Source organism: Methylotenera mobilis 13, assembly GCF_000384255.1.
In the GTDB taxonomy this organism is placed as follows: domain Bacteria; phylum Pseudomonadota; class Gammaproteobacteria; order Burkholderiales; family Methylophilaceae; genus Methylotenera; species Methylotenera mobilis_B.
The window spans coordinates 1-16,109 of the sequence record NZ_KB913035.1; the positions used below are offsets into that span (position 1 = coordinate 1).

The window sequence follows — 16,109 nt, forward strand, 5'->3', positions numbered from 1 at the left end:
TATTTCAAGGTTGACTCCACGATATCTAGCGACACCGCTTCATAGTCTCCCACCTATCCTACACAAATCTTGTCAAAGTCCAATGTAAAGCTACAGTAAAGGTTCATGGGGTCTTTCCGTCTAGCCGCGGGTAGATTGCATCTTCACAAACATTTCAACTTCGCTGAGTCCCGAGAGGAGACAGTGTGGCCATCGTTACGCCATTCGTGCGGGTCGGAACTTACCCGACAAGGAATTTCGCTACCTTAGGACCGTTATAGTTACGGCCGCCGTTTACTGGGACTTCAATCAAGAGCTTGCACCCCATCATTTAATCTTCCAGCACCGGGCAGGCGTCACACCCTATACGTCCACTTTCGTGTTTGCAGAGTGCTGTGTTTTTATTAAACAGTCGCAGCCACCTTTTCACTGCAACCCCATCGGCCTTCGAGAGTAAATCTCTACAACCTACCGGGGCGCACCTTCTCCCGAAGTTACGGTGCTAATTTGCCGAGTTCCTTCTCCCGGGTTCTCTCAAGCGCCTTAGAATTCTCATCCTACCCACCTGTGTCGGTTTGCGGTACGGTCTCTATACAACTGAAGCTTAGTGGCTTTTCTTGGAAGCATGGTATCAATCACTTCACGTACAAGTACGCTCGTTATCACGCCTCAGCATTGACTCTCCGGATTTGCCTAAAGAATCTGCCTACACGCTTGAACCGGGACATCCAACACCCGGCTGACCTAACCTTCTCCGTCCCCACATCGCATTGTATACAGGTACAGGAATATTAACCTGTTTCCCATCAGCTACGCATCTCTGCCTCACCTTAGGGGCCGACTCACCCTGCGCCGATGAACGTTGCGCAGGAAACCTTGGGTTTTCGGCGAGGGAGCTTTTCACTCCCTTTATCGCTACTCATGTCAGCATTCGCACTTCTGATACCTCCAGCATTCCTCACAGAACACCTTCGCAGGCCTACAGAACGCTCTCCTACCATGCATACATTCCGAAGAATGCAGCATCCGAAGCTTCGGTTACGTGCTTAGCCCCGTTACATCTTCCGCGCAGGACGACTCGACCAGTGAGCTATTACGCTTTCTTTAAATGATGGCTGCTTCTAAGCCAACATCCTGGCTGTCTATGCCTTCCCACTTCGTTTTCCACTTAGCACGTCATTTGGGACCTTAGCTGTCGGTCTGGGTTGTTTCCCTCTTGACCACGGACGTTAGCACCCATGGTCTGTCTCCCGTAATTGCATTTCTCAGTATTCGGAGTTTGCAATGGTTTGGTAAGTTCTTATGAACCCCCTAGCCATAACAGTGCTCTACCCCCGAGAATGATATACGAGGCACTACCTAAATAGTTTTCGGAGAGAACCAGCTATTTCCAAGTTTGTTTAGCCTTTCACCCCTATCCACAGCTCATCCCCAAATTTTTCAACATTTGTGGGTTCGGACCTCCAGTACCTGTTACGGCACCTTCATCCTGGCCATGGATAGATCACTTGGTTTCGGGTCTACACCCAGCAACTAGACGCCCTATTCGGACTCGCTTTCGCTACGCCTCCCCTATCGGTTAAGCTTGCTACTGAATGTAAGTCGCTGACCCATTATACAAAAGGTACGCAGTCACGGAACAAGTCCGCTCCCACTGTTTGTATGCATACGGTTTCAGGATCTATTTCACTCCCCTCCCGGGGTTCTTTTCGCCTTTCCCTCACGGTACTGGTTCACTATCGGTCGATTACGAGTATTTAGCCTTGGAGGATGGTCCCCCCATGTTCAGACAAGGTTTCTCGTGCCCCGCCCTACTTGTCGTTACCCTAGTTCCACACACGGGATTTCGTATAAGGGGCTATCACCCTCTATGGCCGGACTTTCCATTCCGTTCTACTATCGCATGTGCTAAAAATAACAGGCTATTCCATGTTCGCTCGCCACTACTTACGGAATCTCGGTTGATTTCTTTTCCTCGAGCTACTTAGATGTTTCAGTTCACTCGGTTTGCCACCATCTCCCTATATATTCAGGAGCGGTTACCCTTGCGGGTGGGTTTCCCCATTCGGACATTTCCGGATCAAAGCTTATTTGCCAGCTCCCCGAAACTTTACGCAGGCTATCACGTCCTTCATCGCCTGTAATCGCCAAGGCATCCACCATATGCACTTATTCGCTTGATCCTATAACGTTAAAACCTGAACCCTTTTTAAATTCAAATTCCATGATGCATGAGACATCCGTCATAGGTGTTTCTAAAGCAACTTCGTCATTATTCCAAGGTTATAGAATAATGACTGGTTTATCTTACTTCGCTTGTTTTGCTTAATTTAATAAGCTTAAGAACTTTCATTCTTGAAACTGAGCAGAAGCAAAATGTTTCGATTTTGCAATCAATTACTACCCATTTTGAATACACACATATCATCACAATAATGTGTATTCACTTTACTTCTTCCATTTTGTTAAAGAACAGTCTAGTTAAAAACTAGAAGCAAAGATTGTTTTTACAAACAACACTTGCTTCTAATTTCTTACTTACAACATCAATACTTGGTGGAGGATAACGGGATCGAACCGTTGACCCCCTGCTTGCAAAGCAGGTGCTCTCCCAGCTGAGCTAATCCCCCATTTTCAGGTGAATCTGGTGGGTCTGGATGGACTCGAACCATCGACCCCCGCCTTATCAAGACGGTGCTCTAACCAGCTGAGCTACAGACCCTCAAGGTTTACTAGCGTTTCCGCCAATGTTTGGTCAATCATTGATGCTGCTGACTACTAACAACTGATAAGTGTGAATGCTTGCAAAGTAAAGACGTCTCTAGAAAGGAGGTGATCCAGCCGCACCTTCCGATACGGCTACCTTGTTACGACTTCACCCCAGTCATGAATACTACCGTGGTAATCGTCCTCCTTGCGGTTAGACTAACTACTTCTGGTAAAACCCACTCCCATGGTGTGACGGGCGGTGTGTACAAGGCCCGGGAACGTATTCACCGCGACATGCTGATCCGCGATTACTAGCGATTCCGACTTCATGTAGTCGAGTTGCAGACTACAATCCGGACTACGATCGGCTTTCTGAGATTGGCTCCCCCTCGCGGGTTGGCAACTCTCTGTACCGACCATTGTATTACGTGTGAAGCCCTGGCCATAAGGGCCATGAGGACTTGACGTCATCCCCACCTTCCTCCGGTTTGTCACCGGCAGTCCCATTAAAGTGCCCAACTAAATGATGGCAATTAATGGCAAGGGTTGCGCTCGTTGCGGGACTTAACCCAACATCTCACGACACGAGCTGACGACAGCCATGCAGCACCTGTGTTAACGTTCTCTTTCGAGCACCAATCCATCTCTGGAAAGTTCGTTACATGTCAAGGCCAGGTAAGGTTTTTCGCGTTGCATCGAATTAATCCACATAATCCACCGCTTGTGCGGGCCCCCGTCAATTCCTTTGAGTTTTAATCTTGCGACCGTACTCCCCAGGCGGTCTACTTCACGCGTTAGCTGCGTTACTCATGGATTTTACTCCACCAACAACTAGTAGACATCGTTTAGGGCGTGGACTACCAGGGTATCTAATCCTGTTTGCTCCCCACGCTTTCGTGCATGAGCGTCAATATTATCCCAGGGGGCTGCCTTCGCCATTGGTATTCCTCCACATCTCTACGCATTTCACTGCTACACGTGGAATTCTACCCCCCTCTGACATATTCTAGTCTTGTAGTTTCAAACGCAGTTCCCAAGTTGAGCTCGGGGATTTCACATCTGACTTACAAAACCGCCTGCGCACGCTTTACGCCCAGTAATTCCGATTAACGCTTGCACCCTACGTATTACCGCGGCTGCTGGCACGTAGTTAGCCGGTGCTTCTTATCAAGGTACCGTCATTAACACAGTTTATTCGACTGCATCGTTTCTTCCCTTGCGAAAGAGCTTTACAACCCGAAGGCCTTCTTCACTCACGCGGAATGGCTGGATCAGGCTTTCGCCCATTGTCCAAAATTCCCCACTGCTGCCTCCCGTAGGAGTCTGGACCGTGTCTCAGTTCCAGTGTGGCTGGTCGTCCTCTCAGACCAGCTACTGATCGTCGCCTTGGTGAGCTTTTACCTCACCAACTAGCTAATCAGATATCGGCCGCTCCATTAACGCAAGGTCCGAAGATCCCCTGCTTTCCCCCGTAGGGCGTATGCGGTATTAGCCAACCTTTCGATTAGTTATCCCCCATTATTGGATACGTTCCGATACATTACTCACCCGTTCGCCACTAATCATTCTAGCAAGCTAGAAATCATCGTTCGACTTGCATGTGTAAAGCATTCCGCCAGCGTTCAATCTGAGCCAGGATCAAACTCTTCAGTTTAATTTCTGACTATTACTTTTTCCTCTTGCGAGGTGGTTATTTCGCTTTTGCTTTATTACTTAAGATAATTAAGTAATGACTCAAATTCATTTCAAGGTCTGTGTGATTCTTGTTACCAAGAACCGTTACATATTTGTCATAAATTTAAGTGTAAGCACTTGTTTTTCTGAGTCTGAACTTAATGCCAATCAACTAAGTTAAATTTTAATGTAAACACTAAAACAAGTTAGTTGCGATTAAGTCAGCTGCTTTATTCACAAGCACCCACACTTATCAGTTGTTATATTGTTAAAGAACTTTTTGTTTCCGTCGTTACGCTTTGCGTTAACGAGGTGCGCATTATACAGAGCTTTTAACGCTCGTCAACCTTAATTTCGTAATATTTACTAATTAAAATTAACCGTACTTTTTACTACGCCTTCTACTACATTCTACTTTTCGCTAACGTTGTTTCGTCAGCGAGGTGCGCATTCTACAGCGCTTTAAACTTTGGTCAACCCCTATTTTGAATCTGTTACATAATTGTTACATTTGCGAATTTACGCTTACCTACTTGCGCAACCACAGCACTACCTTTTTTGACTGTCAAAGCCTTATCTGTCACTTTTTCACCGTCTAATTTAACACCACCTTGTTCAATAGACCTGAAGGCTTCAGAAGTACTCACTACCAGTCCGGCTAACTTCAACAGTTGAGCAATACCTATAGCATCCGACTCTGCGACAACCTCTACTTGCGGAATATCGTCTGGTATGCCGCCTTTTGACCGCGTTTGGAAATCCAGCAAGGCTTTATCTGCGTCTTCTTTACTGTGGAAGCGCGTAACTACTTCTTGCGCAAACTGAACCTTAACGTTTCTAGGGTTTGCACCTGCCGCCACATCAGCTTTCCATTGCGCAATGGTTTCCAATGACTCAAACGAAAGCAACTCTATATAGCGCCACATTAATTCATCAGAGATTGACATGATTTTAGCGAAGATGATTTCTGGGGCTTCTGCGATACCTATATAGTTACCTAAAGATTTAGACATTTTATTAACGCCATCCAAACCTTCTAGCAGAGGCATCGTAAGTACACATTGCGGACTCTGTCCTGCTTGCTTCTGTAGTTCACGTCCCATCAGCAAGTTAAATTTTTGGTCTGTACCACCCAACTCAAGATCAGCACTCAATGCAACAGAGTCATAGCCTTGTAATAAGGGATAAAGGAACTCATGAATCGCAATTGGCTGGTTACCTTTAAAGCGCTTAGAAAAGTCGTCGCGCTCTAACATACGTGCAACGGTGTGACTGGCTGCCAACTTAAGCATGCCAGCAGCACCAAGCTCAGTGAGCCATTTAGAGTTAAATACAACTTCTGTTTGCTCTGGCTTTAATATCTTAAATACTTGAGCAGTGTATGACTTTGCGTTTTCCTGCACCTGTTCAGCAGTCAACGGCGGACGCGTTGCGCTCTTACCTGTTGGGTCGCCAATCATCCCAGTGAAGTCGCCAATCAAAAACAATACATGATGCCCAAGCTCCTGCAGCTGACGAAGCTTATTAATAAGTACAGTATGTCCGAGATGCAAGTCTGGCGCCGTAGGGTCAAAGCCAGCTTTAACTCTTAATGGCTGACCTTTTTTAAGCTTCTCGACCAACTCGGCTTCGATTAACAGTTCATCTGCTCCGCGTTTGATTACTGCGAGCTGTTGGCTGATTTCAATATTCACGTTTTAACGTCCTTAAACTCTATTATTTTTTACCGCTAGTTTATTTGTATAAACTTAATTTTCTGTTAGTATCAAGAGCTGAAATAATTAAGTAAAGGTTAGCCCGTGTATATCAACGAGCCCAATCATCACCAATCAACCCAAGATTCTATTTTAACGCAAAACGCCAATAAAGCTGAACGCAAGTTGCAGCGCCTTACAGAGCGTAAATTTAAGTTGCGCTGGATATTGGCGATTTCTTGCTTACCATTATTTGGTATTTACACAGCTTTTGGTATTGCACCTCAAACCTTAACCACGAATATCGCCACTTCTATGGTGGTTGAAGAAGTGAGCTTACCAACACTTGACCAAGCATTAAATGATGAGGCCAACTTAGCAGAAAAATTTTGGTATAAAGATTATGTACGTAGAGATGACACATTACAGAGTGTTCTAACCAGACTCAACATTCGCAATCGTGATGCACTTGAGTTTATTCGCTCAGATAGCGTTGCTAGTGAAATTGCACGATCAATCATCCCTGGCCGCCAAGTAAAATCGGAAACCGATACGGATGGAAATCTGTTTCATTTTGAATATCAAATCAGTGCCGATCAGTTTTTAACGATTACTAAAACTGCTGATGGCTACGAGGCTCATCAAGATGAGCGCATTTTAGAAATTCGCCCAGTATTAAAATCAGCAAAAATCAATAGCTCATTATTTGGCGCAACCGATGCCGCCAACATTCCAGACCATATTGCTATCCAGCTCGCAGATATTTTTGAAAGTGAAATTAACTTTCATACTGATTTACGTCGTGGTGACCGATTCAATGTCATTTATGAAGGTAGTTACGATCAAGGTGAGTTGATTAAATCAGGTGAGGTGTTAGCTGCTGAATTTGTGAACAACGGCAAAGTGTACCGAGCTGTGGGCTTCCGAGATAGCAATAATCAAATGCAATACTACACACCAGAAGGTAAAAGTATTCATAAATCGTTTTTACGTTCACCTTTAGAGTTCAGCCGAGTGAGCTCTGGCTTTAGCGTAGCTAGGTTTCACCCTGTGCTGCAAAGAATGCGTGCACACAAGGGGGTAGACTTTGCGGCACCCACTGGCACACGTATCAAAGCCTCGGCTGATGCGGTTGTTGATTTTGTAGGCACTAAAGGTGGTTACGGCAATGTCATCATCCTCAAACATGATAATGGCATCAGTACAGTTTACGGCCATCTTTCACGCTTTGCGCCAGAGCTACGTCGCGGATCAAAAGTCACACAAGGTCAAATGATTGGTTTTGTGGGCATGAGCGGTGTGGCGACTGGCCCACATTTGCATTATGAGTTTTTAATCAATGGTAAGCATCAAGACCCAATGAAAGTGGCATTACCAAAGAACAATACAATTCAGGGCGGCAATAAGGCTCAATTTGAGACTATTAGCAACCAAATGATGGCTCAGCTTAGACTACTAGGCACAAGCAACATCGCCGCATTAGAATAGTTCACCTTAGTTAGACACCATCATGGCTAGCCAGCTTTTCATCGGGTTGATGTCGGGCACTAGCCTAGATGGTGTTGACGTTGCGTTGGTCACGTTCAACCACCTGCAACAACCCCAGCTACTTAAAACTCACTTTGTTGATTACTCAGCAGATTTACGCACACAAATTCTCGCATTACAACACCCAACAGATAACGAGTTAGAAAAAACAGCACTTATCGGCAATACGCTTGCTCATTTGTATGCGACGGCAGTCAATGAGCTATTGTCGGCAGCAAAAATTGATGCGACGTCTGTGAACGCGATTGGTTGTCACGGACAAACCATTAGGCATCGTCCAGAGCTAGGCTTTACCATGCAAATTGGAAATGCCGCATTACTAAGCGAACTCACGGGGATTACTGTTGTGAGCGACTTTAGAAGTAGAGATATTGCCGCTGGGGGCCAAGGTGCACCCTTAGTACCCGCATTTCATCAAGATGCTTTTGCTCACAATAAGCATAATCGAGCAATTATCAATATAGGTGGCATCGCCAACATTACCTACCTGAGCAATACTGGTGAGATATTCGGTTTTGATTCTGGTCCAGGCAATATGCTATTAGATGCATGGATTAAACAACATTTAGGCTTAAACTACGATGCCGATGGTCAATGGTCTAGCACTGGCAATATCATTGAACCTTTATTATCTACCATGTTAAGTGAACCTTATTTCTCGGCACAGCCACCTAAGAGTACAGGCCGCGATTTATTTAACGATGCATGGCTAAGCCGTTGGCTAGCCACACAAGAATATGCGCATAATGATGTTGCTCGCACATTGGTTGCATTAAGTGCGCACTCTATTGCAAATGCCGTCAAACAATACTGCGGTCAAGCAGACGAAATATACCTTTGTGGCGGTGGTGCTAAGAATAAACTACTGACTAGCGACCTGCAGTCACTCATGGGGTCAGTGCGCATAGAAACGACAGATAAACTAGGCATGGGCATTGACTGGGTTGAGGCAATTGCCTTTGCATGGCTGGCGAAAAAGTGTCTATCTCAAGAAAGCGCCAACTTACCAGAAGTCACTGGCGCAAGAGGCTTACGCATTTTAGGTGCGATTTACCAAGCATAGTAAGCTTTTATCATTCATCTGCCTGCGTTGATAAAGTATAATCACAGTAAATGATGATTAGAACTACAAAAACACCATGAAAAATAATACAAGTACAGCGACACTCAGCTTTGACAATGGCAAATCACCAATTGAATTACCTATGCTCTCAGGAACACTAGGTAATGATGTCGTTGATATCCGCACATTAGGCAAACATGGGGTATACACTTACGACCCTGGTTTTATGTCTACCGCTGCGTGCAACTCTAACATTACGTTCATTGATGGAGAGCAAGGTTTACTGTATCACCGTGGCTATCCGATTGAAGAGCTTGCTGAGCACTGTGATTACTTAGAAGTTGCGTACTTGCTGATGCATGGCGAACTACCAAACGTGACAGAAAAAAAACAATTTACTGACACGATTACTGGCAGCACCATGCTGCATGACCAACTCAGTAATATTTTCCGCGGATTCAGACGCGACGCACATCCGATGGCTGTCATGGTGGGCGTAGTTGGTTCACTATCAGCGTTTTATTTTGATTCGATGGATATTTTGAATCCAAAGCACCGTGAGATATCTGCGCATCGCTTACTAGCAAAAGTACCAACGATTGCTGCGTGGAGCTATAAATACAATATTGGCCAACCATTTATGTACCCGCAAAATCACTTGAATTATGCGGAAAACTTTATGTATATGATGTTTGCCACGCCATGTGAGCAATACGTGCCTAACCCTGTCTTAGCAAAAGCATTTGAGCGGATTTTAATCTTACATGCTGATCACGAGCAAAATGCGTCTACTTCAACCGTGCGTTTAGTTGGCTCTAGTGGTGCAAATCCATTTGCTTGTATTTCAGCAGGTATTGCATCGCTGTGGGGTCCAGCACATGGCGGTGCTAATGAAGCAACACTTAACATGCTTGAAGAGATTGGTGACGTTTCACGTATTGGTGAATTTATTAATCGCGCAAAAGACAAATCTGACAGTTTCAGGCTCATGGGCTTTGGCCATCGCGTTTACCGCAATATGGACCCAAGAGCTGCCATCATGAGAAAAACGTGCCATGAAGTGTTGGATGTACTAGGCCTAAACAATGACCCTATGTTTAAACTGGCATTAGCCCTAGAGAAGATTGCGCTGGAAGACGAATACTTCGTGTCACGTAAACTTTATCCTAACGTAGATTTCTACAGTGGCATTGTGATGCGTGCAATGGGTATTCCAAACAGTATGTTTACAGCGATTTTTGCGCTTGCAAGAACTGCAGGTTGGATTGCACAATGGTCCGAAATGCATTCAGACCCTGAAGCTAAAATTGGCAGACCGCGCCAACTGTACACTGGCTCAGCAAAAAGACCATTCGTTGAATTAAATAAAAGATAGCCACTCAACAGAATCAAGGTGCACTTTCGTCAATGCACCTTGAATTTATATAACTTAAGACCGTTCTAAGTCTAGATGAATGCTAGGCTAGATCACTAAGTCTGCTTATCTGCTCTACCAGCACCAGCTGTGATATGCAGTGCAGTTTTTGTAAGCAAATGTGCGCTAACTGGCGCAGTGATAAATAGAAATACTGTGGCTATTATTTCATGCAAACTAACCCCATCACCTGTGACACTAAAATAGATGGCCGATGCAATCACCATCGAGCCTACCCCTAGCGTAGTAGTTTTAGTTGGTCCATGCACTCGCATAAAAAAATCTGGTAGCCTTGCTAGGCCTATTGATCCTAGTAGCGTGAAGCCAGCCCCGACTATTATCAGAAACGAGATAAAATACTCTAGCCAGATACTCATTCGATTATGTTCCCACGCAACATATATTTGGATAAAGCAACTGTGCCTACAAAACCCATGATGGCAATCAGTAGAGCAGATTCAAAGTAAGCACTATTATTCATATCGATTCCAATGAGCACTATCAGCGCAACAGTGTTAATGTATAGGGTATCTAACGCAAGCAAACGGTCTGTCATATCTGGCCCAATTACCATTCGATAAAGGCTGAGCATCATCGCTAATCCAATCATCACAAATGCGATGGGTATGGCGGTATTTAGCATGAAAATATCTCCTTTAGAGGTTGTTCATAACGAGTCTTGATTGAGTGAATCAATGCCTCAGTGTCATCAACATTGAGCGCATGTACTTGTAGCACCCAGCGTGAACGATCTATATCAATAGAAACTGTACCTGGTGTCAACGAGACAATACTAGCGAGCAGAGTACCGACAAATGGGTCTTGCATATCTAGGGGAATCTCGACGAAGGCAGGTTTAATTTTATCTAATGGACCAAGCACCAACTTTGCCACATCAATGCTGGCCATCAAAATATCCCAAAGCACAATACCGAACAAACGAATAGCTGGTAATAATTTTATTTTCTCTGACCGCTCTGGCCAAAATCGCTGCGTTAATACTGGTAAGCCAACTGCTAAGATGAGCGCTAAAATAAAATGTGCGCGGGAAGATGCGTTATTCAGTGCTGTCCATACCAAAAAAATCACCACCGATAACGCTGGTCGAGGAATTAGTCGCCTCATGGCCTGACACCCCTTTGAATATCCGCATGGTGAGGAATGACTGCGTGAATATATTGCTCCGGGGCATGTAGTTGCTGTGCCGCGCGCAGTGTAAGGTCAGACAAAGGCTTTGCAAATACAATCAACAACAGAGAAATCGCTATTAAACCAAATGTTGCAAAATGCTGTCGTTTATTGTTTGGAGGTAAGCGCTCTTGCGACAATGGATCCCCATCAATTGGCATTTCCCAAAATAAACGACTACCCGCTTTAACAAGTGCGATAGTGGTAACAAGGCTGGCTATCAAAACAACTGCCCATATTGCCGGCATCATTACACTTTCCTTCACGGCGAAAAGCAACATGAGCTTGCCAATAAATCCAGAGAACGGTGGCAAGCCAGCCGCTGTTGCTGCAAGTATGAAGTACCCAAGCTTAAGTTTATTATCAGACACCCAAGTTGTCATCACAAACGCATCGCCAACTCGACCACGTGCATTGCTAATCAACCCAGCCATCATAAAGAATGCCGCGCCAACAATCGCTGATTGCACTAAATAATAAAGGCCAGCCGCTGTTATCACGACATTATTCAATGACGGTACAATCAATAACAGCCCTGCTGAACCCAAAATGAGCCAAGCAACCAACGACTGTAAACTTTTTGCGCTTAATATGCCTAATGCTGCAAACACTATCGTTACTAATGCCGCGACAATTAACCAGCTACCCAGCAAGCCATGCATCACTGGTGCTGCATTAAAAGCGATCATCTGTACATGCAGAATAGCGACAATCCCTACTTTAGTCATGATTGCAAACAAAGCGGCTACTGGCGCACCTGCCGCGCTGTAAGCATGTGGTAGCCAGAACGATAGTGGTAATACCGCAGCTTTGAGCAAGAACACAGTCATCAGCAACGCTCCAGAAAGCCTGACAAGCGAAGCTTCTGAAGCAGGCACAGTTTTAAGCTGTATTGCAATATCAGCTAGATTAAGCGTACCTAGCGTCCCGTAGATCAAGCCCAGTGCGATTAGAAAGACGGCAGAGCCTGCTAGATTAAGTATGACATAAGCAAAACCCGCGCGACTTTTAATAAGGCCACCACCATGCGCTAATAGAATATATGAGGCTAGCAACATAATCTCAAAGAATACAAACAGGTTAAAAACATCTCCTGTCAAAAATGCGCCATTAATACCAACTAACTGCAATTGAAATACGGCATGAAAGTGCCTACCTTTGCTGTCAAAACCACCACTAGCATATAGCAAGACCGATGCTGAAAGTACTGCCGTAGTTAGAACGGCCAAGGCTGCCAACCGATCAGCCACTAGCACTATGCCAAAAGGTGCTTGCCACTCACCCAATGCATAAACAAGTGGTGCAGACTGATCAGCAAGTAGTAACAAATTTATGGATACGGCCAACAATAGCGTGACTGACAATGCACTCACACCTCTCTGCCAGCTTAGCTGAGTAGCATTCATCATCAATAGCATAATGCTAGCAATGAACGGCACTATTATTGGCAAAATTGGACTGTGATTCATCAGTGACGCTTTTTTACTTGTGTAGACGAAGTGCTCTCAGCCTTTTCTACCATGTCGATATGATCATCACCAGACTCTGACAACCCACGTAATGCTAGCGTTAAAATATAAGCCGTCATACCGAATCCAATCACAATAGCCGTTAGCACCAATGCCTGAGGGATAGGGTCAGTATAGTGCTTAATATCCGCATGGATGATAGGCGGCGCATTTATCACTAATCTGCCGCTAGCAAAAAGAAATAAATTAACTGCATAAGAGATGAGCGCCAAACCAAGGATCACTGGGAGCGTGCGCGCACGCAACATGAGATAGACACCACACCCAAAGAGCAATCCAATTGCTACTGCTAGCATCGCCTCCATTAACCCCTCTCCCCTCTCACATTTAATCTTCCTAACTCAGTCAGAATTAGCAGGACTGTCGCAACGACCACTAAATAAACACCTAAATCGAAGATCATCACTGAAGCCAACTCAATATCACCTAGCAATGGAATTGCAATATGGCCGTGTGTACTGGTCAAAAAGGGCCGAGCAAAAAGCCAACTGAGAAGACCTACCCCAGCAGCAAAAGCAAGGCCTAGCCCTAGTGCAGGAGCGTAGGATCGCGGTAAACGATCTTCAGCGAATGAGAATCCGCCAGCCAATGATTGTAGAATCAATGCAACGCCAGTCACCAAGCCCGCTACAAAGCCACCACCAGGCAGATGATGTCCTCTCAAGAAAATATAGACTGCCACCGCTAACGCTAATGGTAATAATGGTCGCATTAGCATCTTCAAAAACAATGGATGTACATCATCAGCCCATAAACGGCCTGCACTATCACGTGCGGGTTGGACCATACGTAACTGATCAAGCAAAGCATGCGCACCTAGGGCCGCCATTGCTAACACGGATATCTCACCCAAGGTATCAAAACCACGAAAGTCGACTAAGATGACATTCACTACATTATGCCCACCACCCTCAGGTACTGACTGCTGAAGATAGAAATCAGAAATTGTACTAAATGAGCTTGTTAGCAGCGCAAAACTTACAAACGCCATCGCTAGGCCAACACCAACTGCAAGCAACACATCCCTCATCACACGTAAACTGATCGATTCTTTCGGTGTAGATTGCGGCAAATAATGCAGTGCAAGCAGCATTAGCACCGTAGTAACGACCTCTACTGAAAGCTGGGTCAATGCCAAATCTGGCGCAGAAAAACGTAAAAAGACTAAGGCCACGACCAAGCCTACAACACTAATTAAAATAATACTTAATAAGCGTCGATGATGCATAAACGTTGCGCCCAGCGCGCCTAACGCTAATGCAGATAAAGCGATGATGCTGGCAATGTCTAATCGCATGTGAGAAACACCACTGACTCTACTGCCGCCACTCACATACGCCCAACTGCCGTAAATTAACACGAAGACTAAGAACACAGCAATGTAACGCTGCAATGATCTATTATCAATCACAGACATAACCTTTTCAGCATTAATAACTAAGTGCTGGTGGGCTCGTTCAAAAAGCATACGGCTACTAAGCGTTGGTAATTGGTTATTCCAATGTACCAATGTACTACGCATCATATATAGGCCAACGCCGCCAACCAACGCTATCAAACTCATCAATAATGCGAGATTAAATCCATGCCATATTTTTAAATCATAAATTGGCAAAGACGATTGCAAGCTAGCACCTGCAGCAGAGGCTAACAAAGCACCCACAGACCAAGCGGGGAAAATACCAACAAGCAGACACAACACAACCAATATCTCCACTGGCACACGCATCCAGCGTGAGGGCTCATGAGGCTGACGCGGCAAATCGACAGGCTCTCCATTGAAGAACACGTCGTGAATAAAACGTGCTGAATAGGCTACCGCTAGAACTCCAGCGATGGTCGCAAATATTGGCAAAATCCAGTGCGAACCTCCGAATCCATCAAACACAATTGATTCAGTAAAAAACATTTCCTTGCTTAAAAAACCATTCAGCAATGGCACACCGGCCATCGAACCTGCTGCAAGCATTGCTAAGGTTGCAGTAATAGGCATCAACTTAAACAAGCCATTCACACGCCGCATATCACGCGTGCCACACTCATGGTCAATAATGCCGGCGGCCATAAAAAGTGATGCTTTAAATATTGCATGATTGATCGTGTGGAACACTGCCGCAACCACTGACATTGGCGTACTTAAACCAAAAAGCAAAGTAATTAAACCAAGATGACTAATCGTTGAGTAAGCTAATAGGCCCTTAAAATCATTACGATACATTGCCACATAAGCACCATAAACCAATGTAACACCACCGATGACACTCACGCTAAACAGCCACAAATCAGTTCCAGACAGCACTGGATAAAATCGTGCAAGCAAAAATACACCAGCCTTAACCATCGTAGCCGAGTGCAAATAAGCCGAAACTGGTGTAGGTGCTACCATTGCATTCGGCAACCAAAAATGAAATGGAAATTGCGCCGATTTCGTAAAAGCACCTAGCAAGACCAAGATGAGGATAGCAGGATATAAAGGGTCAGATTTAATTTGCGCAGCGGCTTCAATCACTTGCGTCAGCTCATAACTACCAGCAACCTTACCTAATAGTAAAATGCCCGCAAGCAGGGCCAAACCACCAGCACCTGTGACGACTAGCGCCATCCGCGCAGCAATTCTAGATTCATGTGAGGCTGACTTATAAGCGATTAACAAAAATGACGAGAGGCTGGTTACTTCCCAAAACACCACCATCATCAGCAGGTTTTCTGAGAGCACAATCCCTAGCATTGCAGCCATAAACAAAAGCAACTGTGCGTAAAAACGCCCTAATTTGTCATTATCTGGTAAATAGTAGTGTGCATACAGCACTACCAGCATGCCAATGCCAAGAATTAGTATAGAAAACAGCATACCCAAGCCATCGAGTCGGAACGAAAGGTTTAAACCAAAACTTGGCATCCAGTCATAATGTGCAATCACAGGCTGTCCACTCATTGCAAAAGAAAAAAGTGGAACTAGCAGTACAAGACAGGTCGCCATGACCGCACCCGCTGTAATAGCAGTTGCTTTACGACCAAAGCGCTCAACGATTAAGGGCAAAGCTAGCCCAAAGAATGCAGTAAAAAGCGTTAACGGCAACAATATAGGCAAGTATGCACTTTCAGTCATTACAATAATCAATCAAAAATATCATGCGCGATTATGTTCTCATGCCTAAAGTGCGAAGGTTGGCGGGATTCAAATGCAGAGCATCAATCAGGATGCCTATGTATTATTAGTATTTATTAGCGTTGATACTATTCAACACTCATTATTATTTAAGCTATATGTTTAGCCCATCAACAAAAAGTCTGGGCCAAGTGCAAACTAA

Annotated in this window: 10 protein-coding genes, 2 tRNA genes and 2 rRNA genes; 3 read left to right on the forward strand and 11 right to left on the reverse strand. The window is 44.9% G+C overall.

Translation table 11 applies throughout. The features are described from left to right. From A391_RS0100005 to tyrS, 5 genes are all read right to left on the reverse strand, one after another. Positions 1 to 2,162: ribosomal RNA gene (locus A391_RS0100005) — 23S ribosomal RNA — on the reverse strand; the annotation flags it as partial. Between the two features lie 371 nt (positions 2,163 to 2,533). Beyond that, positions 2,534 to 2,609, reverse strand: a tRNA-Ala gene (locus tag A391_RS0100010). 15 nt (positions 2,610 to 2,624) lie between these two features. After that, a tRNA-Ile gene (locus A391_RS0100015) sits at positions 2,625 to 2,701 on the reverse strand. Between the two features lie 103 nt (positions 2,702 to 2,804). After that, positions 2,805 to 4,342, reverse strand: a 16S ribosomal RNA gene (locus A391_RS13515). A gap of 514 nt (positions 4,343 to 4,856) precedes the next feature. Beyond that, entirely contained in the window at positions 4,857 to 6,056 is a 1,200-nt protein-coding gene (gene tyrS, locus A391_RS0100025; protein ID WP_019896520.1) for a tyrosine--tRNA ligase, read from the reverse strand. 105 nt (positions 6,057 to 6,161) lie between these two features. On the opposite strand from tyrS, the gene A391_RS0100030 reads away from it, so the two are divergent. The 3 genes from A391_RS0100030 (at position 6,162) to gltA (ending at position 10,042) form a co-directional block, all read left to right on the forward strand. Further along, the gene (locus tag A391_RS0100030) at positions 6,162 to 7,544 is read left to right on the forward strand and encodes a M23 family metallopeptidase (RefSeq protein WP_019896522.1); all 1,383 of its coding nucleotides are present in this window, start codon (positions 6,162 to 6,164) and stop codon (positions 7,542 to 7,544) included. Between the two features lie 22 nt (positions 7,545 to 7,566). After that, entirely contained in the window at positions 7,567 to 8,667 is a 1,101-nt protein-coding gene (locus A391_RS0100035) for an anhydro-N-acetylmuramic acid kinase (RefSeq protein WP_019896523.1), read from the forward strand. 76 nt (positions 8,668 to 8,743) lie between these two features. Continuing rightward, complete coding sequence (gene gltA / locus A391_RS0100040; RefSeq protein ID WP_019896524.1) at positions 8,744 to 10,042, forward strand: citrate synthase; 1,299 nt, start codon at positions 8,744 to 8,746, stop codon at positions 10,040 to 10,042. A 95-nt stretch (positions 10,043 to 10,137) separates the two neighbouring features. On the opposite strand, the gene A391_RS0100045 is transcribed toward gltA, so the two are convergent. Genes A391_RS0100045 through A391_RS0100070 form a run of 6 tightly spaced genes read right to left on the reverse strand, consistent with a single transcriptional unit; the run spans position 10,138 to position 15,907 of the window. Then, positions 10,138 to 10,458, reverse strand: coding sequence for a Na+/H+ antiporter subunit G (locus A391_RS0100045; protein WP_019896525.1), 321 nt, complete (start codon positions 10,456 to 10,458; stop codon positions 10,138 to 10,140). Further along, positions 10,455 to 10,724, reverse strand: coding sequence for a K+/H+ antiporter subunit F (locus A391_RS0100050; RefSeq protein ID WP_019896526.1), 270 nt, complete (start codon positions 10,722 to 10,724; stop codon positions 10,455 to 10,457). The genes A391_RS0100045 and A391_RS0100050 overlap by 4 nt, the downstream gene beginning before the upstream one ends. Further along, the gene (locus A391_RS0100055) at positions 10,718 to 11,206 is read right to left on the reverse strand and encodes a Na+/H+ antiporter subunit E (RefSeq protein ID WP_019896527.1); all 489 of its coding nucleotides are present in this window, start codon (positions 11,204 to 11,206) and stop codon (positions 10,718 to 10,720) included. Before A391_RS0100055 ends, A391_RS0100050 begins: the two co-directional genes overlap by 7 nt. Continuing rightward, positions 11,203 to 12,738, reverse strand: a complete 1,536-nt coding sequence (locus tag A391_RS0100060; protein WP_019896528.1) for a monovalent cation/H+ antiporter subunit D — start codon at positions 12,736 to 12,738, stop codon at positions 11,203 to 11,205. Before A391_RS0100060 ends, A391_RS0100055 begins: the two co-directional genes overlap by 4 nt. Next, positions 12,738 to 13,103, reverse strand: coding sequence for a Na+/H+ antiporter subunit C (locus A391_RS0100065; protein WP_019896530.1), 366 nt, complete (start codon positions 13,101 to 13,103; stop codon positions 12,738 to 12,740). Before A391_RS0100065 ends, A391_RS0100060 begins: the two co-directional genes overlap by 1 nt. Further along, complete coding sequence (locus tag A391_RS0100070; RefSeq protein WP_157261307.1) at positions 13,103 to 15,907, reverse strand: monovalent cation/H+ antiporter subunit A; 2,805 nt, start codon at positions 15,905 to 15,907, stop codon at positions 13,103 to 13,105. The genes A391_RS0100065 and A391_RS0100070 overlap by 1 nt, the downstream gene beginning before the upstream one ends. Positions 15,908 to 16,109 lie beyond the last annotated feature (202 nt).